The following is a 26685-nucleotide window of genomic DNA, read 5'->3' on the forward strand; positions in this document are numbered from 1 at the left end:
CTCATCTCCACTCCTTGGCGGTTACGATGAGCCAGAAACCCTCTCTTATCAAATAAACCTAAACTGTCCCATTGGCTCTGACGTCAGACACTTGCAAGTTGAGGGGCGGTCTCTTCGGCTTGTCCTTGCAATAGCAGCCAAGCATTTCGATCAATCGGCCCTTGTAACAACGCCTCAGTAACTATGACCAAGGGAATTCCGACTTCAGCAAGAAGTGAAGGATAGTCTAGGTACTCTGGCTTCCTATTTATGTGAGCACTGTGTTTGGCGTCCAAATATAACACACGCCCGTCTACAAGTTCGATTTCCAGATCTGGTGTATAGAGCTGAGGCCTGTACTGACGCCCTTCATTAGCCTCTAGCGCCGCTTCTTTGTTTGCGAATGCTCTTCCGGTTCCCATGTCGATTGTGCAAGGCTGTGGCTTAAGCGAGATCACACGAGGGTCGACCTGCATGCAACGAACCAGTGCTGCTTCCATTTGGCTTTCGAGCTGAATGACGCCTGGGAACTTGACACCAGACATTTTGCCAGCGCGTTTTTTCATTCCGCGCTTGTGAACGCGTCGGGCCGTCGGGGGTGCGTGTCGATCTATCCTCATGTGAGCTCTATACATGCATCCATTCGCATTGGCAATGGGCTCAATGCGAATAAAATGATTGCGACTGATGATGACTGAAGACGAATTTCAAGATTTGGCCAAAACCGAAAACTGGATTGCCCTCGGAGCGTGGCTGAATCGCGTTGTCCAAGACAGCCAAGCCTTTGGGTTCGCGTTTCCGGACGATGCACTCCAAAGCGTTGCCGCGATCAGAGGCACAAAGCCTGCAAGCCTTCGCAATCCGATGTCCGCGGCGAAATGGTTAGAACAAAACCGACCCGATCTTTTTGAATCAAAGCCCGACTGGCTGGCCATGATGCAAGTTATTTTGCTTTCAAGGATAGATCGGTATGACCCCAAGAAATCCAAAGAGATAGCTGATGCCGTCCTTTCAGGGGAGTTGTCTCAAGCGGATACAAAATCTATTCTTGATGAAGCTCGATTGGCGGAGAAGCCCGCGGTCGTGATTGCCAGAGGTGGTTTTGGCGGCCAGCGAAGAGCCCGAGACTTCGAAGTAAGCGCAAAAATGCTTTTCAAACAGAACACTAATGACATCTTCAATGTGGAAAATTTGACTGTTCGAGAAGGCAGAACGTTCGAGCCTCTTGCCACAGACTTAATCGTATACGAAGGCTCCGAGCCTTTTGCAGCGATTGAGATCAAAGGCCCAAGGAATAGAATTGACCCTGGCTACTTGATTGACCAACTGGCAAGAGCAGCACTTCTTTTGAGAAAGGTTCCTCAAGTACTATACGTTGTTCCTGAGCAATCTGAGTACAAACTGAATGAACTTGTGGCGATACGCGACAAACTCGAAATCGAAGGAATTAAATTTGGGACATTGCCGGAGAAAAGTCGGCTCGCACCAAAAGATCTAAAAGTTCTGGGATGATCCACTCTCTAATGTTGGGTGGTATGCCGTTCGCGAAGGTCTGCAATGCGCAGAAACCGGACTTTGCAAAGTCTCGCTACGGCATCAAAACGGACGCTTATAGCTGTCTCGGATGTTGCGGGATAGATTCCCAAAAGCGGTCATTGATCTTTTGTACGGCCTCCCAAGCCGCCTTCGCGTTTGGATCGCAGAACGACAGCGTCTTCTCAACTTGTAGAGTTCTAAGCCAGGCAGGTTCGATTTCTCTGTTGCCCTCCACCGCATCAAGGCTTGTATCGTGCGTACTCGAAGTCCATATACACAAGGCTTACGTTTTTCTTTTTCGACCTGCTGTCTCCCCAATTCGGCGTTCAGTCTTTCGATTCAGACCGACCACGCCGAGTCGCCGCAATAATGCGGGCGGCAAGTATTTGGAGATTTCCACCATGGCAAATGGCACAGTAAAATGGTTCAACTCGACTAAAGGTTTTGGCTTTATCGAGCCTGAAGATGGCAAGCGCGATGTGTTCGTACATATCTCAGCAATCGAACGTTCCGGCCTTAGTGAATTAAAAGACGGTCAGAAGGTTACTTTTGACGTCGAAGCTGGCCGTGACGGACGCGAAAGCGCCGCCAATCTGGCACTCGCCTGACCTTTTTAAAGGGCACCCTTTTCGGGTGCCCTATTGAACAATGGGCTACAATAAGCCATTGGAGAACAAGTAACTTGCAACCTAAAGACTGGACGCGGGTGCTCGCGCAATACCGTGTTGCCGATGCGAAGCGCAGTGTTTTTGAACTTGCGATCACAGTTGCTCCCTTATTTGCGCTATGGGCCCTAGCGTGGTTTGCGTTATCTTTTAGTGTCTGGATCGCAATACTACTGGCCATCCTGAATGCCGCGTTTCTGGTCCGTATCTTCATCATTATGCATGATTGCGGTCATGGATCTTTCTTTAGAAGTCGCACTGTTTGCAATTGGACCGGTCGGGTTCTAGGTGTTCTTGCCCTGACACCCTATGACGTTTGGCGGCAAAGCCATGCGATTCACCACGCTTCAACCGGTAACCTTGATCGGCGTGGTATGGGTGACATCCCTACATTGACCACTGAAGAATACCTGAAGCGGAAGTGGTTCGGGCGTGCCGCTTATCGTCTGACCCGGAACCCCGTCTTCCTGTTCGGTGTTGCGCCGATCTATACGTTCTTTATTCAAAACCGTTTACCTCTTGGTTTCATGCGTTCGGGCTGGCTGTACTGGGCAAGTGCGATGGGAACAAACGCTGCAATTGCAGGGATATTGGCCCTAGTTTTTTGGGCCGGAGGCATTGAGGTATTATCGTATGTTTTCCTACCAACCATGATTGTCGCATCATCGATTGGTATTTGGCTTTTCTATATTCAACACCAGTTTGAACACACGACCTGGGAACGGGAAGAGGGGTGGAACCTGCAGAACGCCGCATTCTATGGAAGTTCTCACTATGCCCTACCAGGCATCCTGCGGTGGTTCTCTGCTAACATCGGCGTACACCATGTTCACCACCTTGCCAGCCGCATACCGTTTTACCGGCTAAACGAAGTTTTGCGTGACCATTCTGCGTTAGAAAATTGCCAGCGTATTACTCTATATGAGAGCTTTCATTGTGCACGATTGCATCTTTGGGATGAAAAAAGTCAACGTCTGCTGACATTTTCCGAGGCTTTGTCGAACGCCAATTCCAAAAGGCATTTAGTGTAGTCTGGCGCGTACCAGATAGGCTTCGACCGTATCACCGCCCAGGGCGCGAATGGCCTCTAATCGGTGAAGGCCTTCAATCAGCACGAACCTCTTGTTGTCCGAGCGTATTTGGATCGGGGTCTTCTGGCCGTTCTTCAGGATATCTTCGGCCAGCGTCAGAACTTTTTGTTGATCAAGCGTTTTCGCCCGTTTCACAGGTACATAGATCAGGTCGAGCGGATATGGTCTTTTCTCCAACATAAGCTACGTGAGCAACCTTTCGTGCAATTGTTCCGGTTCAGAGTTCGTTGCAAAAGCGGGGGTTGGAACGTGCGTCATAGAACCGAACGAACAGCGTCGCGCAGTTCCTGATGCATAACCCAAGTGGCTGGCTCATCGTCACTTTCGATGTGAGAAAACGCCAGGACCTGAGCGGCGCCATCATTCTGCACCGATCCGGCTTCGGGTAGGTCCAGTTCCAGATATTCTGCGATCAATAGTCCGATTTTCTTAAAAACCTTGATGGAGGCCTCGCGCGATTTGTAACCGGCCGCCTGAGACAAATGACCAATGGTCAGACCGTCCTTGCCTGCGATTGTAAGTGCTTTGAGCATAGTGACCTGCGCAGGGGTGAGCCTAATCTGTCGCAATGCCTCGGCATATTCTCTTTCACTGGGAACGAGGGTGCCGGAGTTTCTCTCCAAACGGCGTTGACCGCTACGTTTCCTGTCTCGTTCACCGAGAATTTCTTTTAATGCTTCGATGGCCAATGCTGGTGTTTCGCCGACTGCATCAGCAATCATTGTCTGCGTTTTAGCCGGTGGCTTGGGGAATGCGCGCGCAACGCTGTTACCGCTCAGGATGCCGGCCTTAATCAAGTACTTTCCAAATTCTTCTTCAATCACTCCTGCTACGTCAGCGTTCCGCGACTCACGAACACTGCGATCCTGAAATGCTCTTTGTTCCAGACCACGAGCTGACATCTTTGAACCGTGAAGGGTTACTTGAGGGGCATTTTTGCGCATCAGAGAAACACCACCACAATTATGGTCGCAACAAACACCAATAACGCGATAAACATCTTTACTCTGTGGGACCAGCGATGCGCCCTTTCGGCCTTGAGCATTTTGCCAAGGTTTTCGTCAATCGAGTTATGGTTCACGGCTTGGTCCTTCCGGATTTGTCAGGCGATATTGATTTCCAGCGAACCTATTTTCGCGGCATATTTTCGGCGCACTTATCGTTCTGTCTTGTGAACGGCCGATTACATTCCCAACCATCACCTCTTCGATTCAAATGAGCGTTGGAAGGGACTAGGATCGCAACGCAACTGTCCTGGTTTGCGCGAAAGCCACGTTCACATTTCCATCCAGAGTAGGTTTCAGGCGCAAGGTATGCATGCTGTGGAACGGCCACAGGCTCACAGCCGCTCTCCGCTGCCCTGTACCCTCTGAGGCATACCCACCCATCCGAGCTTCTTTTGTCGCTCAGACGACCGTTTTTTGGAACTTCTATTGCAACACATGTTTGGCTTTCCTTACGAAATCCCCAGTTGCAGTGTATTTCCTGTGCGCCAAACCGGGTTCCGACGTACCCATTTTGAGGCGCTATCAATTCTTCGCATCTTTCACCGACTTGTCGGAAGAGCCGATTGCACTCCCATCGATCTCCGGTCGATGCAAGATATGCGTTTTTAGGAACTTCTATTTCCTCACAAAAATCTCCAACACGCTTGAATCCATGGTTGCATACCCAACCTGGACCATAGGAACTGCCGGTCAAATGCGCATTTTCAGGTGCGTTTGCTCTTTGACACGATCCGTTCTTGTTTTCGAAGCCTTCGTCACAGACCGATCCATCAGCATTGCCTGCGACTTGGGCGGGAAGCTGCGTTCCGGAGAGCAACACCAAGAGTGTCGGGATCAAACAAAGAACGCGGCGCGAAAACACGATGAGTGACTGATTGGAACGGAGCCTGAGACCTGATCTATCCGGCATCGGGCACGCGATTTATAAGCCATGTTCTGTTCATACGGCGCCTTCATTGATGGGTCACGCGATAACTGGAGCATGTCAGGTGACAGTTGCGAATGCTTGCGAGGAACGAGCTCAACGCGAAGACCCCAGCGCGACCCGTTCCTATGCTGGGGCACATGCTACAGTTAGTCTGAAGGCCATTGGATCATCGAAGCCGGCAGCATCGCGACGACGAGTAATTTTCACCAATGCACGTTTGTGGTCCTTTGCCAGAATAGAGTCAAGGAAGTTTCCCTCGTCGCAACGCTAGTACTGCTAAGGCAGGTGTTTGTGAAACAAGCACGTGACCAAGTAGCCTGGTGAACCGCCGAAAGAAGTTACTTGGCATTAATCTGTTGTTGTAGGGATTTGGGGGCGGAGCAGCAGCGAATGGCAGCTTAAGTCCGCGTCTCTCTTGTCGAGCCTGAGTGCGGCGACAGAGCGGTACGTGATCAAGGTTTCCTCGTGGCTATGAATGACTGGCCTGACGTCATCAGCAGCAACGCATCGACATTCGTGCCGCTCCTGTGAACTGATGCTGCGCAAGCACTCGCGGCGCGAGCAAATGGTTGATCTGCTACGCTTCTCGGGAATTGCAAAGTCTAATTGCGAATGTCCGTTTTGGGCTGGAAACAGTCGTCGCCGATTGAAGCAATGAGCGATTGCTTAGAACCTTTCGAGGACATTGCGCTAAAATTGGATTGGCCCTTGGCACGATTTGTCTGCGATAGTTTCGAGCTTTGGCATCCTGACCAACTCTACGGCTTAACACCAGCTTTCTTCAAGCCTTCGACCAAAAGCGCATTGTGTTCGGGTAGACGGAAGAGGATCAAAGCTCCGGAGACAATGCTGTCTAGGAACGCTGGGGCGAAATCCGCCAGCGCCTACTCATGTGGCAGGCCTGCTTCGGCGCGCCCGAGGTGGGCGGCACTGGCGATCATAAGAGCCCGGCGGATCGGCGCACGCGGCGTCATCTGAATGGCGTGCTCACCCCAACGCATTGCGTCTTCAAAATCAGCGTCGGCGAAGGCAGCTTGGGCGAGCGCCAGATAGGCGTCTCCTACCCAGAGGTCAGTGTCGCGTGGGGAAAGCTGGAGGGCAAGGTGGGCATGTTCGCGCGCCTGTGTGGTTCGGCCGACCAAAGATTCATGCCAGGCCATGAAGAAGATGTTCCGGGCAAAGTTCGGGTTCAGTGTGAAGCCCAAACTGAAGTCGGCGTTGGCCCCGTCAAAATCTCCACGGAAATGACGAACCATACCGCGAACGCATAAGGCGCGCGGGTCGAGTTGACCACCAAGAAACAGAGGTTCAACGCTTTTATCAGCTAGGCCCAGGTTTTCGGTGGGGTCCTCATCGAACTGGTATAGATAACGCATCAGGTAGGCAAACGCTTTGATCCAATGGGCCTGGACGTTGCGCGGGTCGAGATCAATGGCGCGATCAGAGACCGATATGACCTCATCGAACTTATCCTGAGAGTAGAAGCCTCCCGCGTAGAAGATCGCCATTGCACGTAGCGAGAGGTCGTAGGAGTTGAAGTCGATATCTCGAGCCACAGACGCGCGATCTATTTCGGCAATGGATATCTGGGGGGCGATGGCGCCGACCACGCTGCGTGTAATCTCATCCTGTAACGCGAAGATGTCGTCTAGCGTGCGGTCGTAGCGCTCGGCCCAAACATGGGCTCCATTTGTGCAGTCGATGAGTTGGGCAGTAATGCGTACGCGGTTTTGGGCTCGACGGAGGCTACCCTCTAGCATGTAGCGAACACCGAGTTCTCGAGCGATATCTATATGGGTGACGGGGCGACCCCTGAACGAAAATGAGGAGTTGCGGGCGATGACGAAAAGCTCGGGAAAGCGCGAGAGCTCTGTGATGATGTCTTCGGAAACGCCGTCACAGAAGTATTCCTGTTCTGGATCATTGGACATGTTCTGGAAGGGCAAGACAGCGATGGAGGGTTTGTCAGTGGGTTGAGATTGGTTTTGCGTGGAATCTGATTTGCCCTCCATCGCCAATTTGTAGGCGCGAACTGGCTCGGAGATGTTTTTGAGCGCTACTTCGCCAAGGTCTATGATGTCGTGTTCGATTTTGCCTCGAACCTGCCGGCATGCGTCGTCAGACAGTATGACACCGCCTGGGTCAGCGATGCCTTCGAGTCTTGCGGCAAGATTAACACCCTCGCCATAAATGTCGCCCTCGTCCAAGATTACGTCTCCAATGTGCAACCCTATTCGGAAGCTGATCCGGCTTTCGGTGGGGCTCTCGGCTTCGGCGGCGTGCAGCGCCTTCTGGAGCGTCGCTGCGGCCTCAACGGCAGAAACGACCGAGCTAAAAAGTGCAAACAGGCCATCACCGGTAAGCTTGATAATCTCACCTCCGGCACTTTCGATACTTGGATTGATGATGTCCCGTCGTAGGTCTTTGAGACGAGCAAGTGTTCCCGCCTCGTTAGCCGCCATAAGCCGTGAGTAGCCGACCATATCGGCGGCAAGTATGGCGGCAAGTCGGCGTGTCATGCGCATTTCCCAATAGCAACCTTTTTTCGAATCTATCAAGTTCGGCAGTAGTGTGCCAACTTTCGAGAATGTCCGCTTCGGGCTGCCACCGGTCATTAATGTGAAAAGTAACGAAAGGCGACAACAAGCCCAATGCGGGCTTTGCCAACCTTTCAAATCAGCATCATCCCCGACCATTTCAGTTCGAGTTTCAATCCCTAGCGGGCAAGGCAACCTCGCCTTCCCAGTCAGAAATACGGTGCGGTAGCGCCAGGAATTTTGACGCCACACGTGTTTTGGTCATTCCACTTCCAGTCATCCCCGAATATTTGCCGGTGGAGGAAACAATCCGCCAGTTGTTGACGCCGAAGGCAACAACCTCCCATCTCATGGTGAACGTGTCCTCTTCTTCACCATAAACACAGACGCCACCGCCGCTGACACCGCTGGGTCCGCCGAAACCCGAGCCCACGCACCGGACAAAACCAGGATCGATTGGTCCCTCGTCAACGGTATAAGTCCCATAGTTGTCCTCTTTCCAGAACACGTCCTCGCCCGCGGAAATTTGCTCTTGGTTGACGACATAGAAGTTCGTTGCCGACACTTTCTCTGCAGCAGTCAGACAATGAGGCGCAAAGAGAACTGCGGGGATAAGCATTGAACGCAACATGTTGTTTCCTTCGACAGTGGGGCAAAACCAGCATGATAGAGACTACGAAATTTATTGCTAGGAAAGGAACGCATAGCCGGACCTGAAAAGTCAGCTTCGTCCCGCATCTCAGAGATTGCAAAGCTTAGTGATGAAGGTCCGCTTTGGGCTGGAAGCGGCCATCCGAAAACCTTCCCCGGCAATACGGCGATGGCGCGAAACAGGCAAAGAATGAGACCCGAAGATATGGAGCCTCGAACCAAGAAAGTTGAAGGTTAATGCGCCCAAAGCTTTGGGCCAAAAATGCAATTCTTTGGGCGAAATGCAAAGCTATGGGCGCACCTACACCGTCTAGAAGTCCAGATTCTCCACGCTCAGCGCATTTTGCTGGATGAACTCGCGTCGCGGTTCAACCACGTCTCCCATCAACTTGGTGAACAGGTCATCCGCTTCGACCATATCATCCACGCGCACTTGCAACAGGGTCCGCGCATCCGGGTCGAGTGTGGTCTCCCACAGCTGATCTGGGTTCATTTCTCCTAGCCCCTTGTAGCGTTGCAGTGACAGACCCTTTTCACCCTCTTCCAGAATGGCGCGCAGCAGATCAAGCGGGCCGTGTATGGACTGCATGCGGTCGCGGCGAACCAATGTTGCAGGGGTGTTGTAGATCTCTTGCAGGCTCTGCGTGAAGCTGCCGGTTTTGCGCGCCTCGCCCGAGCGCAGCATCGGGCCGTCCAGCGTACGAACCTCTTCAACACCGCGCAGGATACGGGCCAGTCGGATGCCGTGGTCCTGCGTAATCCGTCCTTGCCAACCGCGCTCGTATTCCAGCGCGATCAGGTCGAGACGGGCGGCAACCTTGTCGGCTACGCCTTGCAGATCGGCATCCACCGCGCCTGGAACAAAGGCACCTGCAACGGCGGCCTGCTCCAGAATGTGGCGTGGGTAGTGGGTTGGGAAGGCGTCCAGAACACGTTTCAGTTGACGCGCTTCGTCGACGACGCGGGTCAGGTCCTGACCGATGATTTCCTCGCCCGAGCCCAGTTTCAGCACGGCCCCTTCGACGCCCTGATTGATCAGGTAGTCATCCAGCGCGGCTTGGTCTTTGAGGTAAACCTCTGATTTACCGCGCGAAACCTTATAGAGTGGCGGCTGTGCGATATAGAGGTATCCACCTTCGATCAGTTCCGGCATCTGCCGGTAGAAGAAAGTCAGCAATAGAGTTCGGATATGCGCGCCGTCCACGTCGGCATCGGTCATGATGACGATCTTGTGGTAGCGCAGTTTCTCGATGTTGAACTCATCGCGGCCAATGCCGGTGCCCAGCGCCATCACCAAGTTACCGATTTCCTGGCTCGACAGCATCCGGTCAAATCGCGCCCGTTCGACGTTCAGGATCTTACCACGCAGGGGTAGTACGGCCTGAGTCAGCCGGTCCCGACCCGTCTGGGCGGAACCACCGGCCGAGTCACCCTCGACGAGGAAGACTTCGGTCTTGGACGGGTCTTTCTCGGAACAGTCTTTCAGCTTACCGGCCAAATAGTTTACATCCATCGCCGTCTTGCGGCGGGTCAGCTCACGCGCCTTGCGAGCGGCCTCACGGGCCAGCGCGGCCTCGATGATCTTGCCTACGATGCCTTTGGCCTCATTCGGGTTTTCCTCGAACCACTCGGCCAGCTTTTCGTTCATCAGACCTTCGACTGCAGGGCGGACTTCGGACGAGACCAGCTTGTCCTTGGTCTGGGATGAAAATTTCGGGTCCGGCACTTTGACCGACAGAACGCAAGTCAGACCTTCACGCGCGTCATCGCCGGTAAAGCTGACCTTTTCCTTCTTCGCGATCCCGCTGGATTGCGCATAGTTGTTGATGGTCCGGGTCAATGCACCCCGGAAACCGGCCACGTGTGTACCACCATCCCGCTGCGGGATGTTGTTGGTGAAGGGCAGAACCGTCTCGTGATAGCTGTCATTCCACCACATCGCGATTTCGACACCGATGTCGTCCCGCTCGCCCTTAATATAGATTGGTTCGGGCATCGCCGGAGACTTGGACCGGTCGAGGTATTTCACGAACTCCTTGACGCCGCCTTCATAGAACAGCTCGGTCTCAAGTCGTTCAGCGGGGCGTTCGTCGATCAGGATGATCCGCACACCCGAATTCAGGAAAGCCAGCTCACGCAGACGCTTTTCCAGCGTCTCGAACGAGTATTCGAGGTTCGAAAACGTGTCGGTCGACGCAAGGAACCTGACTTCGGTCCCGGTGCGATCACCGCAGTCGCCTACGACTTTCAGATGCTCCGCCGTCTCACCGCCTTCAAAGCGCGCCACATGTTCTTTACCCGAACGCCAGATGCGCAGTTCCAGCCAATCCGACAGCGCGTTCACCACGGACACGCCCACGCCGTGTAGACCACCGGACACTTTGTACGAGTTGCTGTCAAACTTACCGCCGGCGTGCAGCTGAGTCATGATGACCTCGGCCGCCGAGACCCCCTCTTCGGGGTGGATATCCACCGGAATCCCGCGTCCGTTGTCACTGACCGAGACGCTGGAATCGGCGTGAATTTTGACGGTCACATGGTCCGCATGTCCGGCCAGAGCCTCATCAATTCCGTTGTCCACGACCTCATACACCATGTGGTGCAGGCCCGAGCCATCGTCCGTATCCCCGATATACATACCGGGGCGCTTGCGAACTGCCTCTAACCCTTTGAGAACTTTGATGGAATCTGCACCATATTCCTGGGGTGCCTGTGCGTCTTCGGACATGCCGTGAGTACCTATATTATTTTGGTAACTTATACGTTTTCTGGGGGGGAATGTCACGCGCTGCCCCAACATTTTGTGTCAGAGAGGCATGTTTTTGGTCCTTTCGGCAGCGGGCTGCCGAAACCTTACAAACGGTCGATATCTGCGGCGATATCTGCAGCTATCTCGTGGGCGTCGACATCGCTGCGTTCTGCCGACAAACGCAGCCCCAAAAGGTCGGATTGGTACCGTGTCGCCAGCCTGTTCGGATCGTGGTCCGGACCGATATCCCCTGCCTCCTGGGCTTGACGGAAAAGATCCGCAAAACACGCCTTCATCTCGGCCATATGCCCACCTGCCTGTTCAGCCAAGTCGTGGTCCTTGGCCTGCAATTCGGCATAGGTTTTGGCCAGCATGCAGGATTTGGCCGGTGCTCCGCTGGCCTCAATCACCAATCGCGGCTGTGTCTTCAAGGCCTCCAGCGGACCCAGTCGATCCGCCAAGGCGCGCAGCCGCGCAACGCCTTCTTGCGCGTAACGCTCTAGCGCCAAGCCATACAGTGCATCCTTGGATCCAAACGCGGCGTAGAAACTGCCGGGCTTCAGCTTCAGCTCGCGTTCTAGGTCTTTCAACGACGTCCCCGCCCAGCCTTGGCGCCAGAAGATATCCCTGGCCCGGGCGATCAGGGCATCACGGTCATATTCGGGTTTGCGTGGCATCATCTTCACCAATTCTTGAACGATTGCTCAAATATATACTTGAGCGACCGCTCAAGAAAGACTATTTCTGCCCTATCGCGCCAGAAAAGGAGTTTTCACATGGCCAACTTCCCGTCTCATGACCTCGATTCCGCGCCCGAAGGGTCCAAACCGCTGCTGGAAAAGTCGCAAGCCGCTTTTGGCCGCCTGCCCGGCCTGCACAAAGTAATGGCCGAAAGCCCCCAGCATCTGGAAGGGTATCAGGTATTGCACGGCCTGTTCATGCAGACCGATTTCGACAATGACGAGAAAACCGTTGTCTGGCAGACCATCAACGTCGAGAACGAATGCCACTACTGCGTTCCCGCACACACCGGCATCGCCAAGATGATGAAGGTCTCGGATGAGATTACCGAGGCACTGCGCAACGAAACCCCGCTGCCGTCGGCCAAGCTTGAAGCCCTGCGCACCTTCACTCTGCAAGTGATGGAAACCCGCGGCAACCCGACCGAAGAACAGCTGCAGGCCTTCTTTGACGCCGGCTACTCGCACCGTGCGGTTCTGGATGTGGTGTTGGGTCTGGCCCAGAAGACTATGTCGAACTACGTCAACCACATGGCCAAAACGCCGGTCGACGAAGTGATGCGCGGCTTCCTTTGGGAGCGTAAGGTCAACGAACCTGCCTAAACGACCACCGAGCCCTCATCGCCTTCTGTCACAATCAGCGTTTGGGCACGGTCCCCCAATTCCGCAAACAGCTCAGGCCCGGTGCCCGTCATCCAGGCCTGAGCGCCCAGCGCACAAATCTCGTCATAGAGTGCTGCGCGCCGTTCCGCGTCCAGATGCGCGGCCACCTCATCCAACAGAACGATCGGCGGCGCACCGACCATCCCTGCCAGCGCCCGTGCATTCGACAGAATCAGGGACACCAACAGGGCTTTCTGCTCACCTGTCGAACAATCCTTGGCCGGAACGCCTTTGGCCGCAAAAACACCGTACAGATCCGACCGATGCGGCCCAACCAATGTGCGTCCGGCCGCCAGATCGCGGAAGCGGCTTTCATTCAACGCCTCGCGCAGATCCTCCGCAGTTGCAGGCATCGCGCCTTCGGTTTGGATCAGGTCTAACTCAGCGGAAGGGAATGCGGTTTCTGCCTGATCTTGCGCCGCGCGGAGATGGTCTAGTGCCGCAAGCCGCGCCGCATGGATACGATACCCGGTCTCAGCCATCTGCCCCTCGAGCGCGGCATACCAATGGGCATCGCGCACCTGTTCCTTCAACAGACGATTCCGCTCGCGCATAGATTTTTCATAAGTCAGGGACGCCTCGGCGTGGGTCGGATCAAAGCTCAATGCGATCCGGTCCAGAAACCGCCGCCGCCCTTCGGCCCCTTCGATCCACAGACGATCCATCGAGGGGATCAGCCAAACTACTCGGGCCAGCTTGCCCAGATCGATCTGGCTGGAGGCTTTGCCGTCGATCCGCACCTGCCGCGCAGCGCCGCCTTCGGACCAGGTTTCGATCTCGTAGTTTTGGCCCTGCACCTGCAGCAGACCGGACAGCTTCCAGCCCAGCGCCTCCGGCCGCCGCGTCATCTCGGCCGCACTGGCGCGGCGCATCCCACGACCAGGGGAAAACAATGACACTGCTTCCAGGATATTGGTCTTGCCCGCCCCGTTCGGCCCATGAATCGCAACAGGTCGACCGTCCAGAGACAGCCGCGCCAACTTGTGAGACCGAAAATGCGAGACCGTAAGCTCGGTCAGGGCCAAGGTCATGACCCCTCCGTTTTGTTAAGGATCACCCCGCAGGGTCGATCAGACGCGCATCGGCATGACAACATAGACCGCGCTTTGGTCATTGCCTTCGCGCATCAGGGTCGGATCGCCTGCCGAGTTGAACAGGAACACAGCGTTCTCACGATCTACTTGGCTGGCGATCTCAAGCAGGTATTTTGCGTTGAACCCGATTTCAAGCCGCTCGTCCCCGTAGGCCACAGCCAGCTCTTCTTCGGCGGCACCGCTGTCGGGCGCGTTCACCGAAAGAACCAGTTTGTCTGCATCCAGTTGCAGTTTAACCGCTCGCGAACGCTCCGAAGACACGGTCGCCACGCGGTCGACAGCCTGCGCAAACTCGGCTGCGTCCACTTCTAGCTGGCGCGTGTTTCCCTGCGGGATCACGCGGGTGTAGTCCGGGAAGGTCCCGTCGATCACTTTTGAGGTCAGAGTAATGTCAGGCGTCGCAAAGCGAACCTTGGTTTCGCTGACTGAAACCGCGATATCCATCTCGTCATCGTCCAGCAGCTTGCGCAGCTCGCCCACGGTTTTGCGCGGCACGATCACGCCCGGCATGTCAGCGGCCCCATCCGGCAGATCCGCGTCGATCCGCGCCAGTCGGTGACCATCGGTTGCCACGCAGCGCAGCACCTTGCCGCCCTCGGCCCCGTCAGCGACATGCATATAGACACCGTTCAGGTAGTACCGAGTCTCTTCGGTCGAGATCGCAAATTTCGATTTATCGAACAACCGACGCAGCAACGCAGCGGACGCCGTAAAGTTCGATTGGTATTCCGAGGACGCCATCACCGGGAAATCTTCTTTCGGAAGCGTCGCCAGCGAGAAATTCGACCGGCCGGCCTCGACCGTCAGACGGCCCGCGGCGCTGTCAGCGGTCAAGGTGACCAGCGCGCCATCGGGCAGTTTGCGCACAATCTCATGCAGGGTGGTCGCCGCAACCGTCGTCGCGCCGGCCTTTTCAACCTGCGCGGGCGCTTTGTCGACAACCTCGATATCCAGGTCGGTTGCCCGGAACATAGCCTGGTCGCCTTCGGCCTCGATCAAGACATTGGCAAGTATGGGAATAGTGTTGCGACGTTCGACAACAGATTGGGCCTGGGAAACGGCCTTGAGAAGGGTGCCGCGTTCGATGCTGATCTTCATACCCTCAATTCCTCTGACTTGCGTGCCGAAATGGGCGGGACTGGCACGTTAGCGGTTCCGCCCTGAGGCACAAGGATTTTTTACGGATTTCTCGGTTGGATTGCCCAATGCGTCAAGGGGCGCGTGGCCCGGCGGGCACAGTTCCTGTTCAACCGTGGATTATTGCGCACAAGAAAACGCCCCGGGCGTGAGGGTCCGGGGCGTTTCCTGAGTTATGGCAATTGACCTCAGGCTTCCAAGGCGCGGCGCAGCATTTCCACGTCTTCGGCGATCTGGCCGTCTGTCGTTTTCAGCTCTTCGATGCGCTTAACCCCATGCATGACCGTGGTGTGGTCACGTCCGCCAAACCGGCGGCCAATCTCGGGCAGGGACCGGCTGGTCAGTTGCTTGCACAGATACATCGCCACCTGACGCGGGCGGGCATAAGACCGCAGACGCTTAGGGCCAATGATGTCGCTGAGGCGGATATTGTAATAGTCCGAGACCTTGCGCTGAATTTCTTCGACGGTGATCTTACGCTCGGATGCGCGCAGCACGTCGGCCAAACAATCCTGCGTCAGCTCCATGTCGATCTCACGACCAACCAGAGAGGCAAAAGCGAACAGACGGGTCAGAGCGCCTTCAAGCACACGAACGTTGGTCGAGATACGATGGGCGAGAAATTCCAGAACGCCATCGGCGATGGTCAGGTCAGGATAGGTCGAGCTGTATTGCTGAACCTTGTTCTGCAGGATGCCCAGACGCAGTTCATAGTCAGTCGGGTGCAGATCCACGACCAGACCACATTGCAGGCGCGACTTTACGCGATCCTCCAGATCTTTGATCTCACCGGGCGCGCGGTCGGCGGAAATGATGATCTGCTTGTTCTGATCCACCAGAGCATTGAACGTGTGGAAGAACTCTTCCTGGGTCGAGTCTTTGCCAGCGATGAACTGCACGTCATCCACCATCAGCACGTCGACCGAACGGAACAGATGTTTGAAATCCATCATCCGACGTTCGCGCAGGGCCTGTACGAAACGGTACATGAACTGCTCCGCTGACAGGTACAGAACGTTCAGCTCGGGACGCTTGGTTTTCAGTTCCCAGGCGATGGCATGCATCAGGTGCGTTTTACCAAGACCCACCCCACCATACAGGACCAGCGGATTGAACGTCACCGGACCGCCTTCCGAAACCCGGCGCGCAGCGGCATGGGCCAGTTCGTTTGGTTTGCCGACAACAAAGCTGTCAAAGGTGAATCGGGAATCCAGCGGTGCGGCCTGCAGCGATTCCAAAGCGTCATTCCCAGCCTCAACCTGCGGCGCAGTCGGTGCTTCCGCCACAACGGCCGGTTCGGCCTGTGCCTCGACTGTCGGGCGGGCCGGTGAGTTTGCAGCCACGCGAAAAGCCAGTCGCTGAACAGATTCCCCTGCGGTGTTCATCTCATACAGGATGAGATCCGCAAAGTTCTGACTGACATAGTTGCCCATGAAATTTGTGGGAACGGAGAACACCGCCACGCCGTCCTGCAACTCTTGGAATTCAAGAGGCTCAATCCAGGTGGTGTAGTTGTTCTTTCCGATCGCCTTGAGCAACTTGTTACGTAGTAGTCCCCATTTCTCTTGTGTCATTAAGCGCCTCACGCATCCCATTCTTTATTGGCCTGTCGGCCTTATTACTAAGTTCCGGTCGCCCGGTTTGAGCAATCGCACGCATAGGGATACCCATCACCAAACCCCAAAAGTTTGGCGGGTGTTGTTCAGAAAGTCCGCACTACCCGCTTCGCCAGCGTTCCACCACAGAAACGCCCTGAAACAGGGTTGCGCATCGCAATCTCATTTTCGACAGGGCTTGGTTCCTTGGTCCCCCAAGGCCCACAGCAGATCAGCAAACTAGTTGCCAACATTCGTTCCGGACCATCCTGATGCCCGTCAGTTCGGTCGCTGGAACAGCCTGTCCCCCCAAGCGAGTGAATCGCTGACTTAGTGGTAACAAGAGGCCAAGGCGTCCGGCAACGAAACTCTGATGTTGACTCGGGTCTTTGGCCGAAAGAATCTCTCAGATTTGTGAAGGCGCGGCATTCCGGCAACAGCAAAAAAAAAGCGCCACTATTTGTGACGCTTTTTAAACAATCAGAAGCGCAATAGTTGACCCAGGGTCAACCTCAAGGCTTAGCCCAGCGCTTTGACGCGTGCCGACAGACGCGACATTTTACGCGATGCGGTGTTCTTGTGGAACACGCCTTTGGTGACGCCGCGCATCAGTTCAGGCTGAGCTGCGCGCAGAGCTGCGGTTGCAGCGTCTTTGTCACCGGATGCGATCGCTTCTTCTACTTTACGCAGGTAGGTGCGGATGCGCGAACGACGTGCTTTGTTGATTGCGAAACGCTTCTCGTTCTGACGAGCGCGTTTTTTGGCTTGGGGCGAATTTGCCATCTGTGTCTCTGACCTTTGGTTCGGTACGTTATCAAGGGTTGCGCGCCACGGATTAACCGCACCGGATCAGAAATCACGAGTGTGAGTCGGGCCAAGCGGGCCGCACGCGCATGTATAGCGGCGCTTACTATCCAAGTTGTCCCGGTTTGCCAAGCCGATTCTTTCAATGCGCATGGCAGGTATGAAAAAGGCGGGCCAAGACCCGCCTGTTCAATCCGATTTAGGCACCGCTTACTTGTCGCGGAACTGTGCGGCGCGCTTTTCAAGGAACGCAGCCATACCCTCTTTTTGGTCTTCGGTCGCGAACATCGAGTGGAAGACGCGGCGTTCAAACAACATCCCCTCGCTCAACGGCAACTCATAGCTGCGGTTCACGGCCTCTTTTGCCGCCATCGTGCTCAACTGAGATTTTTCAGCGATCTTCTGGGCCGCGCCCATCGTCTCTTCCATCAGCTTCTTGCCGGGAACAACGCGGCTGACAAGGCCCGAGCGCTCGGCTTCTTCAGCGTCCATGAAACGACCCGTCAGGTTCATGTCCATTGATTTGGACTTACCCACAAAACGCGTCAGACGTTGGCTGCCGCCCAGTCCTGCAATTACACCCAGGTTGATCTCGGGCTGTCCGAACTTGGCGGTATCGGCTGCAATGATAAAGTCGCACAGCATCGCCAATTCGCAACCACCGCCCAGCGCATAGCCCGCAACGGCCGCGATGATCGGTTTGCGGATCGCGCAGACACGGTCGTTCAAGGCACCAAAGAGGTTCGAGCTGTACACATCAACAAAGCTCATCTCGGACATCTCCTTGATGTCCGCACCAGCCGCAAAGGCCTTTTCCGATCCTGTGATGACGATGCAGCGCACCTTGTCATTGGTATCCGCGTCTTCCAACGCGGTGCACAATTCCTGGGCCAACTGTGAATTCAGCGCATTCAGCGCGTCGGGTCTGTCGAGCTTGATAAGTGCGACGTGGTCTTCGATTTCGACGATGATCGTCTCAAAAGCCATGAGGTGTAAGCTTCCGGTTGTTCCGTTCAGGTACGATTCCTTATCACGCGCATTCGCTGGATCAAGTTATCTTTGGCATTGCGCGCAATAGAAGGATGAGCGACCGGACTGGGTGATTCTTTTGATCAGCGCGCCGCATCCTTCCGTCCGGCATGGTTCACCCTCGCGCCCGTATACATCGAAACTGTGCTGAAAATATCCAAGTTCTCCATCGGCTTGGCGGAAATCGCGCAACGACGAACCGCCAGCTTCGATGGCGTCTTGCAGCACCTGACGGATGATCGGAACCAACGCCGCGACCCGCGATGCAGAAATCTGCCCGGCTTTACGACGTGGCGACACGCCCGCGCGATAAAGCGCCTCGCAGACGTAGATATTGCCCAATCCGGCAACGATTCCCTGATCCAGCAGCGCGGATTTGACCGGCGTTTTCTTGCCTTTGAAAGCATCGACCAGGTGCTGTTCGTGAAAATCGTTTCCCAAAGGCTCGGGTCCCAGAACCGACAACAGCTTATGGTCCTCAGCCGTTGCCGTCGGCAGCAAGTCCATCGCTCCGAACCGTCGCGGGTCATTGAAAGTCACCCGCGCGCCATTGGACATGTGAAAGACCACATGGTCATGTTTTTCCGGCATTGGATGGTCATGGACGAATTGCCCAAGCGGATCGCCGGATATGGTCATGCGCCCGGACATACCCAAATGAACCAGCAGCGTCTCACCACTGCTGAGGTCCGCCAGAATGTATTTCGACCGCCGCCGCAACCGATCAACCCGCTGCCCGGTCAGCCGTTCGGCCATCCGCTCGGGAAAAGGCCAGCGCAGATCTGGGCGGTTTACATCGGCGCGCTCGATCACCACGCCTTCCATCGCCGGGGACAAGCCGCGTCTTACTGTCTCGACCTCGGGCAATTCGGGCATTACAGGGCTCCTAATTCAAAGGGCCGCATTGTGCCCCGGTTCCAGAGCCCTATAACAGAGGCGAAATTCGACAAACGGCAAGGCAAATGTCCGACAACAGCGACAAGACCACTCATTTCGGGTTTGAAACCGTCCCCGAGGCTGAAAAAGCCGGGCGCGTGCAGGGCGTATTCAACTCGGTCGCCTCAAAGTACGACGTGATGAACGATGTCATGTCGATGGGCATCCATCGGGTCTGGAAAGACGCGATGATGGACTGGCTGGCCCCACGCCCCGGTCAGCGCCTACTGGATGTGGCGGGCGGTACAGGGGACATCTCTTTCCGATTCCTCAAGCGCGCAGGCTATGGCCATGCCACTGTGCTGGACCTGACCGAGCCGATGCTGGTCGAAGGTCGCCAACGCGCCGAGGCGGACCAGATGTCTGACAGTCTGAACTGGGTCGTTGGCGACGCAATGTCCCTGCCCTTTGATGACAACACCTTTGACGTCTACACGATCTCGTTCGGCATTCGGAACGTCACCCGTCCGCAAGAGGCTCTGAACGAGGCATTCCGTGTCCTCAAACCCGGCGGCCGCCTGATGGTGCTGGAGTTCAGCCAATTGCCGAATGACGGGTTGCAGAAGCTGTATGACCTCTACAGTTTCAACGTCATTCCGCGCATGGGGAAACTGATCGCCAATGACTACGACAGCTATCAGTACCTTGTGGAATCCATCCGCAAGTTCCCCGACCAGGAAACGTTTCTGGATATGGTTCGTACCGCCGGATTTGAAAACGCCAAGTATCGCAACCTGAGCATGGGCATCGCCGCGCTGCATTCCGGCTGGAAGATCTGATGCGCGGCCCTCACAACATCATTCGCCTGATCCGAACAGGCGCCACGCTTGAGCGTACTGGCGCCATGAACGTGGTTCTGGACGCTTTCGAGGCTCCGCGCGCCCTGCGCATTGTGGCGCATGCTTTGGGCAAACCGTTCCAGTGGCTGGGTTACAAAGGCGACCCGAACATGCCGCCGGCAACGCGCGCCTTAACGGCATTGGGGCCGGCCTACATCAAGTTCGGTCAGGTCCTGTCGACCCGCCCCGACGTGGTCGGCAATGAGCTCGCCGAACAATTACGCGTACTGCAGGACAAACTGCCGCCTTTCCCTAAGTCCGAAGCAATGGCCGAGGTGGAAAAAGAACTGGGCCAGCCGGTTTCCGAGATATTCAGCGAATTCAGCGAACCTATCGCCGCGGCATCGATTGCTCAGGTCCACAAGGCCAAGCTGGTCAGCACGGGCGAAGATGTGGCGGTCAAAGTCCTGCGCCCCGGGATCGAACGCGCCTTCCGCAAGGATGTCGACGCCTTCTATCTTGCCGCCCGAATCGTGCAACTCTTCGCCCCGGGCGCGCGTCGCTTGCGCCCAATGGAGGTGATCGAGCATTTCGACGGCGTCGTACGTGGCGAACTGGACCTGCGCCTGGAAAGCGCTGCAGCTTCGGAATACGCGGCCAACACCAAGAACGACGCCGGGTTCTGGCTGCCCCCCGTCGTCTGGTCCCTGTCCGCCCGGCGCGTCATGACGCTCAGCTGGGCGGATGGCATCCCGTTGGGTGACAATGCAGCCCTGGACGCTGCCGGGCACAATCGCCGCGATCTGGCGGAACGCGTCCTGCGCCTGTTCCTGCTGCACGCTCTGCGCGATGGCTATTTCCATGCCGACATGCACCAGGGCAACCTGAAGGTCGCCGCAAATGGCGACATCATTGCCTATGACTATGGCATCATGGGCCATATCGACGAATACACCCGTCGTGTTTACGCAGAAATTCTTTTTGGCTTTATCCGCCGTGACTATAAACGCGTAGCCGAAGTGCATTTCGAGGCCGGTTACGTCCCCGCCAACCAGGACGTCGATGAATTCGCCCGCGCCCTGCGCGCCGTGGGTGAGCCGATCTTCGGCATGGATGCCACCCACATCTCGATGGGTCGTCTGCTGAATTATCTGTTCGAGGTGACCGAACGGTTCGGCATGGAAACCCGCACAGAACTGATCCTCCTGCAACGCACAATGGTTGTGGTGGAAGGCGTGGCACGCTCACTCGACCCGCACATGAACATTTGGGAGGTCGCCCGACCTGTCGTCGAGGATTACATCAAACAATCCATCGGTCCCCGCGCCGCCCTACGAGATTTTGGCAAGACGGCAATGGTTCTGGCGCGCTTTGGTCCGCGCCTGCCAGCCTTGGTCGAAAACGCTCTGATCGCCCAGACACAAAAAGACGTCTCGCAGAACAAAGGCCTTTCTTCAGCCATCCTTCCCGCAACGATCGGCGCCGCCGCCGGTGCGGCGATCGTCCTGATCCTTACATCGCTCGGCTAGAATCAACCCGCCTGCTTCATCTGGCCAGAAATACTTTCGGGGGGAGTCGCGCCTTGGCGCGATGGGGGGCAGACAGCCCCCCCTGCGACCTATTGGATCAAAGCCGCTCAAAGGCTATGGCGATACCCTGTCCGCCGCCAATGCACATTGTGACCAGTGCTTTTGACCCGCCAGTGCGCTCAAGCTCATAAAGCGCCTTCAGGGTAATGATCGCGCCGGTTGCACCCACCGGATGCCCCAGAGCGATAGCGCCTCCATTCGGGTTCACCTTAGCCGCATCCAGACCCAATTCCTTGTTCACCGCCAAAGCCTGAGACGCAAAGGCCTCGTTGCTTTCAATCACGTCAAAGTCGTCAACGGACAAGCCGGTGCGGGCCATCAGGTTCTGCACAGCCGGAACCGGCCCGATCCCCATCACCTCGGGGCGTACGCCTGCGTGACCATATCCCAGAATGCGGGCCTTTGGTTTCAGACCCGCCCTTTCAGCCGCGTCCGCCGTGGCCAAAACCATCGCGGCAGCACCGTCATTGATACCCGACGCATTGCCCGCGGTCACACGACCCTCTTTCTGGAACGCCGGGCGCAACCCTGCCAGCGCCTCGGCCGAGGTCTGCTTGGGGTGTTCGTCGACCATGAAATCAACCATGTCGCGTTTGACTTTCACCTGCACGGGCGCGATCTGGCTTTCGAAATAGCCGGCCCCGATAGCCGCAGCAGCACGGCTCTGGCTGGTCAAGGCAAAGTTATCCATCTGCTCGCGCGTGATCTGATGCTCGTCCGCGACGTTTTCAGCCGTGACCCCCATATGGCCGGTGCCGAAGGGGCAGTTGAGCGCGCCCAACATCATATCAAGCGACCTTACATCTCCCATTTTCGCCCCCCAGCGCGCCTGCGGAACAATGTACGGGCTGCGCGACATGCTTTCGGCACCCCCAGCGACGGCAAATTCCGCATCACCCAGCATCAGAGACTGAACCGCCGACACAATCGCCTGCGCGCCGGACCCACACAGACGGTTAACGTTCATTGCCGGTGTTTCGTTCGGAATGCCCGCCTGTTTCGCGGCAGCACGCGACAGATACATGTCGCGCGGTTCGGTATTGATGACATGGCCAAAAACCACATTGCCGATCTGAGCGGCCTCAACACCGGACTTCTCCATCGCCGCTTCGGTCACGACAGTAGCAAGATCAATCGGTGCGGTTGAGGCCAACGCCCCGCCAAAAGTACCGATCGCGGTGCGGGCACCATCAAGAATCACGATGTCTTTCATGTCTCTTCTCCTCTGGGATTTGGCGGAACTATGCATCTGCGGCATCAGGCTGTCCCATGGAACGTACCGTCACAAGCAGAATTGACATCCCAAGCCCAAACGCGCATGAGATTCCGTCATGACGGACAATTCAGACGATATCCTGACACGCCTGCCCGCCCGCCTGAAAGAGGCGCGCCGGGCTAAAGGCCTGTCGCTGGAAGCCGTAGCGAACCTAAGCGGTGTTTCACGATCCATGGTCAGCCAGATCGAACGCGGCGAAAGCAGCCCAACTATCTCGACCCTTTGGAACCTGACCCGCGCGCTGCAGGTGGATTTCGCTGGACTGCTGGAGGATGCAAACAGCGCAGATCAGATCGAGGTCCTCAGAAACTCCGAAGTGCCCGGCATCGACAATATGGGCCAACACTGCCGTATTCGTATTCTGTCTCCGCCCGAAGAGGCGGGCGGGCATGAGGTCTATGACATTCAGTTCGACGCAGGTGGCGCCCTGAACAGCCAGCCCCACGCGCGCGGCGCGCGCGAGCAATTGACCGTCCTTGAGGGCGCTGTACGTGTCACGTCGGGATCTGCTGTCAGCAATCTGAAACAAGGCGATACCGCGCGCTATGCGGCAGATATCGCCCATTCGATTGCCGCGGACGGCCCTGCGCGGGTCTTTCTTATCGTTAAGAACGCCTGACTCTGGCGGATTTCCGCCTTCACGGATTTTTTTCCGCAATCATGCCATTCCCCTATTTGGGAAATGCGTCCGTTATGTTAGATACGCGACTCAGATGAAGGAGATCGCCATGGCAGATGCATTCCTGTCCCACATTTCGGACACCCTCGCGCAGATCGAAGCTGAAGGGCTTTATAAACGCGAACGAATGATCACCTCGCCTCAGGGCGGTGAGATCATGGTGGGCGACAAAAAGGTCATCAACCTGTGCGCCAACAACTATCTGGGTCTGGCCGACCACCCCGCGCTGATCGACGCTGCCAAGGGTGCAATGGAGCCCAAAGGGTTCGGCATGGCCTCGGTCCGGTTCATCTGCGGGACGCAGGACATCCATCGTGAGCTTGAACAGCGTCTGGCCAAGTTCCTGAACAAGGACGACGCAATCCTGTTCGCCGCCTGTTTCGATGCCAATGGCGGGCTGTTTGAGCCTTTGTTAGGGCCTGAAGACGCCATTATCTCGGACAGTCTGAACCACGCTTCGATCATCGATGGCGTCCGTCTGTGCAAGGCCAAGCGCTATCGCTATCTGAACAATGACATGAACGACCTCGAAGCCTGGCTGAAGCAGGCGCGCGAGGACGGGGCGCGGCATATCATGATCGCCACCGATGGCGTGTTCTCGATGGACGGCTACCTGGCCAACCTGCCGAAGATTCGCGAATTGGCTGACAAATACGATGCCATCGTCATGGTCGATGACTGCCACGCCACCGGTTTCATGGGGCCGAACGGCGCCGGAACGCCGGATCATTTCGGTGTCGATGTGGACATTCTGACGGGAACCTTGGGCAAAGCACTTGGTGGGGCAATCGGCGGTTACATCGCTGGGCCGCAGCCAGTGATCGACCTGCTGCGGCAGCGGGCGCGGCCCTATCTGTTCTCAAACTCGCTGCCGCCCTCCATCGTCGCCGCCGGTTTGGAAGCGATCCGTCTTGTCGAAGAAGGCGACATTTTGCGCGCGCAACTGTTTGGCAACGCGAAATACTGGCGCGCTGGGCTGGAAAAGCTGGGCTTTGACCTGCTGCCCGGCGAGCACCCAATCATCCCCGTAATGCTGGGAGAAGCGCAGTTGGCGCAGGACATGGCCGCGCGGCTGTTTGACGAAGGTATCTACGTCTCGGGCTTTTTCTTTCCGGTCGTCCCGCGCGGCCAAGCACGGATCAGAACGCAGATGAATGCGGCTCTGACCAAGGATGAATTGGACCGTGCGCTGGCTGCCTTTGGTAAGGTCGGCAAGGACCTGGGGGTGATCTGATGCGACCCAACACCATGAAAGCTCTGGAGAAGTCCAAGCCCGAAGAAGGTCTGTGGATGGTTCAGGCCCCAGTGCCCGATATCGGCCCCGAAGAGGTTCTGATCCGTATCAACAAGACCGGCATCTGTGGAACCGACATCCATATCTGGAACTGGGATGAATGGGCCGCACACACGGTCCCGGTGCCGATGATTACCGGCCACGAATTCGCTGGTGAGATTGTTGAAATCGGGCGCAACGTAACAGGTCTTGAGATTGGTCAGCGCTGCTCGGGCGAAGGGCATCTGATCACAAACGACAGCCGTCAAAGCCGCGCAGGCAAGTTCCATCTGGACCCTGGCACACGGGGGATCGGAGTGAACGAGCAAGGGGCGTTTGCCCAATACCTGAAACTGCCCGCATTCAATGTCGTTCCCCTGCCGGATGATGTACCCGATGAAATCGGCGCCATCCTCGATCCTCTGGGCAACGCAGTTCACACCGCGCTGAGTTTCGACTTGCTGGGCGAAGACGTTCTGATCACCGGCGCAGGACCCATCGGGATCATGGCAGCCGCCGTGGCTCGCCATGCGGGGGCGCGGCACGTGGTGATCACCGATATCAATCCCGACCGCCTGAAACTGGCCGAGCATGTCGTGCCAACCGTGCGCGCTGTGGATGTCAGCAAGGAAGACTTGCAGGACGTCATCACCGAACTTGGCATGCAGCAGGGCTTTGACGTTGGGCTGGAAATGTCAGGCTCTCAAGCCGCGCTGGATCAGATGGTCGAGGCGCTGGTGATGGGCGGCAAGATCGCCCTGCTGGGTATCCCGCCCGGAAAGTCTCCGGTCGACTGGTCCCGCATCGTCTTCAAGGCCATTACCATCAAGGGGGTCTACGGGCGCGAGATGTTCGAGACCTGGTACAAGATGATCGCCATGCTGCAGAACGGCCTTGATGTCAGCCGGGTGATTACGCATCGGTTCAACGTCGACGACTTTGCCCAAGGGTTTGAGGCCATGAAATCCGGCCAATCGGGGAAGGTAGTCCTCGACTGGACTTAACGCTCTGGAACTGCACAGAGTTAGACCCTAAACAGGGGTGACTCAGGCGTTTGGAGGAGCAAATGGGCGACAAGGATCACCGCTATCTTGAGCGCGGAATCGAGGACACTCTGGTCACCGATTTCGCGGAAACCCATCGCAAAAGCTATGGCGACTTTCTGCAGCTCAAGACTTTGCTGAACCTGCAAAAAACCTTTCAGGACCCCGCGCAACCCGATGAGATGCTGTTCATCATCATCCATCAGGTCAGCGAACTGTGGTTGAAACTGATGCATCACCAGCTGGTCGAGGTGCGGCGTTTCTTGCAGCAGGATGATTTTGGTCCGGCGATGAAGAACCTCGACCGGGTCAAGGCAATCCAACGGCAGTTGATCACCGCCTGGGAGACCCTGCTGACAATGACGCCCGCCGACTACATGACGTTCCGGCAGGCGCTTGGCAGTTCGTCGGGATTCCAAAGCTACGGTTACCGCCAGATCGAGTTCATTCTGGGCAACAAGGACGCTTCGACCCTCAAAGTGCACGCCCACGATCCTGAAGTGACAGAGATGCTGTATGCCGCGCTCACCAAACCCTCGCTCTATGACGAGGTGTTGCATATGCTGGCCCGCCAGGGTTTCGATGTGCCGGAGGACCTGCTGAACCGGGACTATGCACAGCCCTATTCAGGTGACCCCCGCATTGTTAAAATTTGGGTGCAGGTGTTCCGCGATACGGGGCGGTACTGGGACCTCTATGCGCTGGCGGAAAAGCTGATGGATGTGGAGTCACTGTTCCAGCGTTGGCGGTTCGATCACGTCACAGCCGTGGAGCGGGTGATTGGGAACCAACCCGGCACCGGAGGATCCAGCGGAGTGTCCTTCCTGCGCAAGGCCTTGGATTTGAGGTTCTTCCATGACCTCTACGATGTGCGCACCGAGTTGATGTACACCGAGCAGGAGTAG

At 56.3% G+C, this 26685-nt stretch carries 24 protein-coding genes; 10 read left to right on the forward strand and 14 right to left on the reverse strand.

Annotation, left to right across the window (positions count from 1 at the left end; all coding sequences use genetic code 11):
• Nucleotides 1-83 precede the first annotated feature (83 nt).
• On the reverse strand, nt 84-545 hold the full coding sequence (locus ACR0MV_RS05470; protein ID WP_480701258.1) for a hypothetical protein: 462 nt from the start codon (nt 543-545) through the stop codon (nt 84-86).
• Between the two features lie 121 nt (nt 546-666).
• On the opposite strand from ACR0MV_RS05470, the gene ACR0MV_RS05475 reads away from it, so the two are divergent.
• From ACR0MV_RS05475 to ACR0MV_RS05485, 3 genes are all read left to right on the forward strand, one after another.
• On the forward strand, nt 667-1491 hold the full coding sequence (locus ACR0MV_RS05475; protein ID WP_480701260.1) for a hypothetical protein: 825 nt from the start codon (nt 667-669) through the stop codon (nt 1489-1491).
• Between the two features lie 425 nt (nt 1492-1916).
• Nucleotides 1917-2123 (forward strand): cold-shock protein, encoded by a 207-nt coding sequence (locus tag ACR0MV_RS05480; protein WP_170382448.1) that lies wholly within the window; start codon nt 1917-1919, stop codon nt 2121-2123.
• Nucleotides 2124-2197: 74 nt separating this feature from the next.
• Complete coding sequence (locus tag ACR0MV_RS05485) at nt 2198-3211, forward strand: fatty acid desaturase (protein WP_170452345.1); 1014 nt, start codon at nt 2198-2200, stop codon at nt 3209-3211.
• Here the strand turns inward: ACR0MV_RS05485 and ACR0MV_RS05490 are convergent.
• The 6 genes from ACR0MV_RS05490 to ACR0MV_RS05515 all read right to left on the reverse strand — a co-directional run bounded on the left by ACR0MV_RS05490 (nt 3203) and on the right by ACR0MV_RS05515 (nt 11820).
• Complete coding sequence (locus ACR0MV_RS05490; protein WP_039524390.1) at nt 3203-3451, reverse strand: ParB N-terminal domain-containing protein; 249 nt, start codon at nt 3449-3451, stop codon at nt 3203-3205. The genes ACR0MV_RS05485 and ACR0MV_RS05490 overlap by 9 nt on opposite strands.
• Before the next feature lie 74 nt (nt 3452-3525).
• Nucleotides 3526-4215 (reverse strand): hypothetical protein, encoded by a 690-nt coding sequence (locus ACR0MV_RS05495; RefSeq protein ID WP_170382452.1) that lies wholly within the window; start codon nt 4213-4215, stop codon nt 3526-3528.
• A 1875-nt stretch (nt 4216-6090) separates the two neighbouring features.
• Complete coding sequence (locus ACR0MV_RS05500; protein WP_480701262.1) at nt 6091-7725, reverse strand: adenylate/guanylate cyclase domain-containing protein; 1635 nt, start codon at nt 7723-7725, stop codon at nt 6091-6093.
• 190 nt (nt 7726-7915) lie between these two features.
• Complete coding sequence (locus tag ACR0MV_RS05505) at nt 7916-8374, reverse strand: hypothetical protein (protein WP_480701264.1); 459 nt, start codon at nt 8372-8374, stop codon at nt 7916-7918.
• 330 nt (nt 8375-8704) lie between these two features.
• Nucleotides 8705-11122, reverse strand: a complete 2418-nt coding sequence (gene gyrB / locus ACR0MV_RS05510; RefSeq protein ID WP_170469680.1) for a DNA topoisomerase (ATP-hydrolyzing) subunit B — start codon at nt 11120-11122, stop codon at nt 8705-8707.
• A 125-nt stretch (nt 11123-11247) separates the two neighbouring features.
• A complete protein-coding gene (locus ACR0MV_RS05515) occupies nt 11248-11820 on the reverse strand; it encodes a TetR/AcrR family transcriptional regulator (protein ID WP_170428363.1) in 573 nt (190 codons plus the stop codon).
• A 99-nt stretch (nt 11821-11919) separates the two neighbouring features.
• Here ACR0MV_RS05515 and ACR0MV_RS05520 point away from each other — a divergent pair, with 99 nt between their 5' ends.
• Nucleotides 11920-12486 (forward strand): carboxymuconolactone decarboxylase family protein, encoded by a 567-nt coding sequence (locus ACR0MV_RS05520; protein ID WP_170469686.1) that lies wholly within the window; start codon nt 11920-11922, stop codon nt 12484-12486.
• On the opposite strand, the gene recF is transcribed toward ACR0MV_RS05520, so the two are convergent.
• The 6 genes from recF to mutM all read right to left on the reverse strand — a co-directional run bounded on the left by recF (nt 12483) and on the right by mutM (nt 19081).
• Nucleotides 12483-13577 (reverse strand): DNA replication/repair protein RecF, encoded by a 1095-nt coding sequence (gene recF / locus ACR0MV_RS05525; RefSeq protein WP_480701266.1) that lies wholly within the window; start codon nt 13575-13577, stop codon nt 12483-12485. The two genes, ACR0MV_RS05520 and recF, sit on opposite strands and share 4 nt — an antisense overlap.
• Nucleotides 13578-13616: 39 nt before the next feature.
• Entirely contained in the window at nt 13617-14738 is a 1122-nt protein-coding gene (gene dnaN / locus ACR0MV_RS05530) for a DNA polymerase III subunit beta (RefSeq protein WP_170428371.1), read from the reverse strand.
• Nucleotides 14739-14965: 227 nt separating this feature from the next.
• Nucleotides 14966-16351, reverse strand: a complete 1386-nt coding sequence (gene dnaA, locus ACR0MV_RS05535) for a chromosomal replication initiator protein DnaA (protein WP_170428374.1) — start codon at nt 16349-16351, stop codon at nt 14966-14968.
• A 540-nt stretch (nt 16352-16891) separates the two neighbouring features.
• Nucleotides 16892-17155, reverse strand: coding sequence for a 30S ribosomal protein S20 (rpsT, locus tag ACR0MV_RS05540; RefSeq protein ID WP_170351928.1), 264 nt, complete (start codon nt 17153-17155; stop codon nt 16892-16894).
• A gap of 231 nt (nt 17156-17386) precedes the next feature.
• Complete coding sequence (locus tag ACR0MV_RS05545) at nt 17387-18163, reverse strand: enoyl-CoA hydratase (protein ID WP_170428378.1); 777 nt, start codon at nt 18161-18163, stop codon at nt 17387-17389.
• A gap of 66 nt (nt 18164-18229) precedes the next feature.
• Nucleotides 18230-19081: a bifunctional DNA-formamidopyrimidine glycosylase/DNA-(apurinic or apyrimidinic site) lyase gene (gene mutM, locus ACR0MV_RS05550; protein ID WP_480701269.1), complete on the reverse strand. Its 852-nt coding sequence runs from the start codon at nt 19079-19081 to the stop codon at nt 18230-18232.
• A gap of 86 nt (nt 19082-19167) precedes the next feature.
• Here mutM and ubiE point away from each other — a divergent pair, with 86 nt between their 5' ends.
• Nucleotides 19168-19920, forward strand: coding sequence for a bifunctional demethylmenaquinone methyltransferase/2-methoxy-6-polyprenyl-1,4-benzoquinol methylase UbiE (gene ubiE / locus ACR0MV_RS05555; RefSeq protein WP_170428384.1), 753 nt, complete (start codon nt 19168-19170; stop codon nt 19918-19920).
• Entirely contained in the window at nt 19920-21449 is a 1530-nt protein-coding gene (gene ubiB, locus ACR0MV_RS05560) for a 2-polyprenylphenol 6-hydroxylase (protein WP_170428387.1), read from the forward strand. Before ubiE ends, ubiB begins: the two co-directional genes overlap by 1 nt.
• 97 nt (nt 21450-21546) lie before the next feature.
• Here ubiB and ACR0MV_RS05565 read toward each other — a convergent pair whose 3' ends face one another.
• On the reverse strand, nt 21547-22722 hold the full coding sequence (locus tag ACR0MV_RS05565; protein WP_480701270.1) for an acetyl-CoA C-acyltransferase family protein: 1176 nt from the start codon (nt 22720-22722) through the stop codon (nt 21547-21549).
• Between the two features lie 118 nt (nt 22723-22840).
• Here ACR0MV_RS05565 and ACR0MV_RS05570 point away from each other — a divergent pair, with 118 nt between their 5' ends.
• The 4 genes from ACR0MV_RS05570 (at nt 22841) to ACR0MV_RS05585 (ending at nt 26685) form a co-directional block, all read left to right on the forward strand.
• On the forward strand, nt 22841-23404 hold the full coding sequence (locus tag ACR0MV_RS05570) for a helix-turn-helix domain-containing protein (RefSeq protein ID WP_480701271.1): 564 nt from the start codon (nt 22841-22843) through the stop codon (nt 23402-23404).
• Between the two features lie 109 nt (nt 23405-23513).
• Nucleotides 23514-24698, forward strand: a complete 1185-nt coding sequence (locus ACR0MV_RS05575) for a glycine C-acetyltransferase (protein ID WP_480701273.1) — start codon at nt 23514-23516, stop codon at nt 24696-24698.
• Nucleotides 24699-24712: 14 nt separating this feature from the next.
• Nucleotides 24713-25741, forward strand: a complete 1029-nt coding sequence (tdh, locus tag ACR0MV_RS05580) for an L-threonine 3-dehydrogenase (protein ID WP_480701866.1) — start codon at nt 24713-24715, stop codon at nt 25739-25741.
• Nucleotides 25742-25803: 62 nt separating this feature from the next.
• Nucleotides 25804-26685, forward strand: a complete 882-nt coding sequence (locus ACR0MV_RS05585) for a tryptophan 2,3-dioxygenase (protein ID WP_480701275.1) — start codon at nt 25804-25806, stop codon at nt 26683-26685.

The organism is Ruegeria sp. BC3 (genome assembly GCF_056539265.1).

Coding starts and splice junctions, on each gene's coding strand:
- ACR0MV_RS05470 (WP_480701258.1), bottom strand. CDS start 545: ATGAAAAAACGCGCTGGCAAAATGTCTGGTGTCAAGTTCCCAGGCGTC.
- ACR0MV_RS05475 (WP_480701260.1), top strand. CDS start 667: ATGATGACTGAAGACGAATTTCAAGATTTGGCCAAAACCGAAAACTGG.
- ACR0MV_RS05480 (WP_170382448.1), top strand. CDS start 1,917: ATGGCAAATGGCACAGTAAAATGGTTCAACTCGACTAAAGGTTTTGGC.
- ACR0MV_RS05490 (WP_039524390.1), bottom strand. CDS start 3,451: ATGTTGGAGAAAAGACCATATCCGCTCGACCTGATCTATGTACCTGTG.
- ACR0MV_RS05495 (WP_170382452.1), bottom strand. CDS start 4,215: ATGCGCAAAAATGCCCCTCAAGTAACCCTTCACGGTTCAAAGATGTCA.
- ACR0MV_RS05500 (WP_480701262.1), bottom strand. CDS start 7,725: ATGACACGCCGACTTGCCGCCATACTTGCCGCCGATATGGTCGGCTAC.
- ACR0MV_RS05505 (WP_480701264.1), bottom strand. CDS start 8,374: ATGTTGCGTTCAATGCTTATCCCCGCAGTTCTCTTTGCGCCTCATTGT.
- gyrB (WP_170469680.1), bottom strand. CDS start 11,122: ATGTCCGAAGACGCACAGGCACCCCAGGAATATGGTGCAGATTCCATC.
- ACR0MV_RS05515 (WP_170428363.1), bottom strand. CDS start 11,820: ATGCCACGCAAACCCGAATATGACCGTGATGCCCTGATCGCCCGGGCC.
- ACR0MV_RS05520 (WP_170469686.1), top strand. CDS start 11,920: ATGGCCAACTTCCCGTCTCATGACCTCGATTCCGCGCCCGAAGGGTCC.
- recF (WP_480701266.1), bottom strand. CDS start 13,577: ATGACCTTGGCCCTGACCGAGCTTACGGTCTCGCATTTTCGGTCTCAC.
- dnaN (WP_170428371.1), bottom strand. CDS start 14,738: ATGAAGATCAGCATCGAACGCGGCACCCTTCTCAAGGCCGTTTCCCAG.
- dnaA (WP_170428374.1), bottom strand. CDS start 16,351: ATGACACAAGAGAAATGGGGACTACTACGTAACAAGTTGCTCAAGGCG.
- rpsT (WP_170351928.1), bottom strand. CDS start 17,155: ATGGCAAATTCGCCCCAAGCCAAAAAACGCGCTCGTCAGAACGAGAAG.
- ACR0MV_RS05545 (WP_170428378.1), bottom strand. CDS start 18,163: ATGGCTTTTGAGACGATCATCGTCGAAATCGAAGACCACGTCGCACTT.
- mutM (WP_480701269.1), bottom strand. CDS start 19,081: ATGCCCGAATTGCCCGAGGTCGAGACAGTAAGACGCGGCTTGTCCCCG.
- ubiE (WP_170428384.1), top strand. CDS start 19,168: ATGTCCGACAACAGCGACAAGACCACTCATTTCGGGTTTGAAACCGTC.
- ubiB (WP_170428387.1), top strand. CDS start 19,920: ATGCGCGGCCCTCACAACATCATTCGCCTGATCCGAACAGGCGCCACG.
- ACR0MV_RS05565 (WP_480701270.1), bottom strand. CDS start 22,722: ATGAAAGACATCGTGATTCTTGATGGTGCCCGCACCGCGATCGGTACT.
- ACR0MV_RS05570 (WP_480701271.1), top strand. CDS start 22,841: ATGACGGACAATTCAGACGATATCCTGACACGCCTGCCCGCCCGCCTG.
- ACR0MV_RS05575 (WP_480701273.1), top strand. CDS start 23,514: ATGGCAGATGCATTCCTGTCCCACATTTCGGACACCCTCGCGCAGATC.
- tdh (WP_480701866.1), top strand. CDS start 24,713: ATGAAAGCTCTGGAGAAGTCCAAGCCCGAAGAAGGTCTGTGGATGGTT.
- ACR0MV_RS05585 (WP_480701275.1), top strand. CDS start 25,804: ATGGGCGACAAGGATCACCGCTATCTTGAGCGCGGAATCGAGGACACT.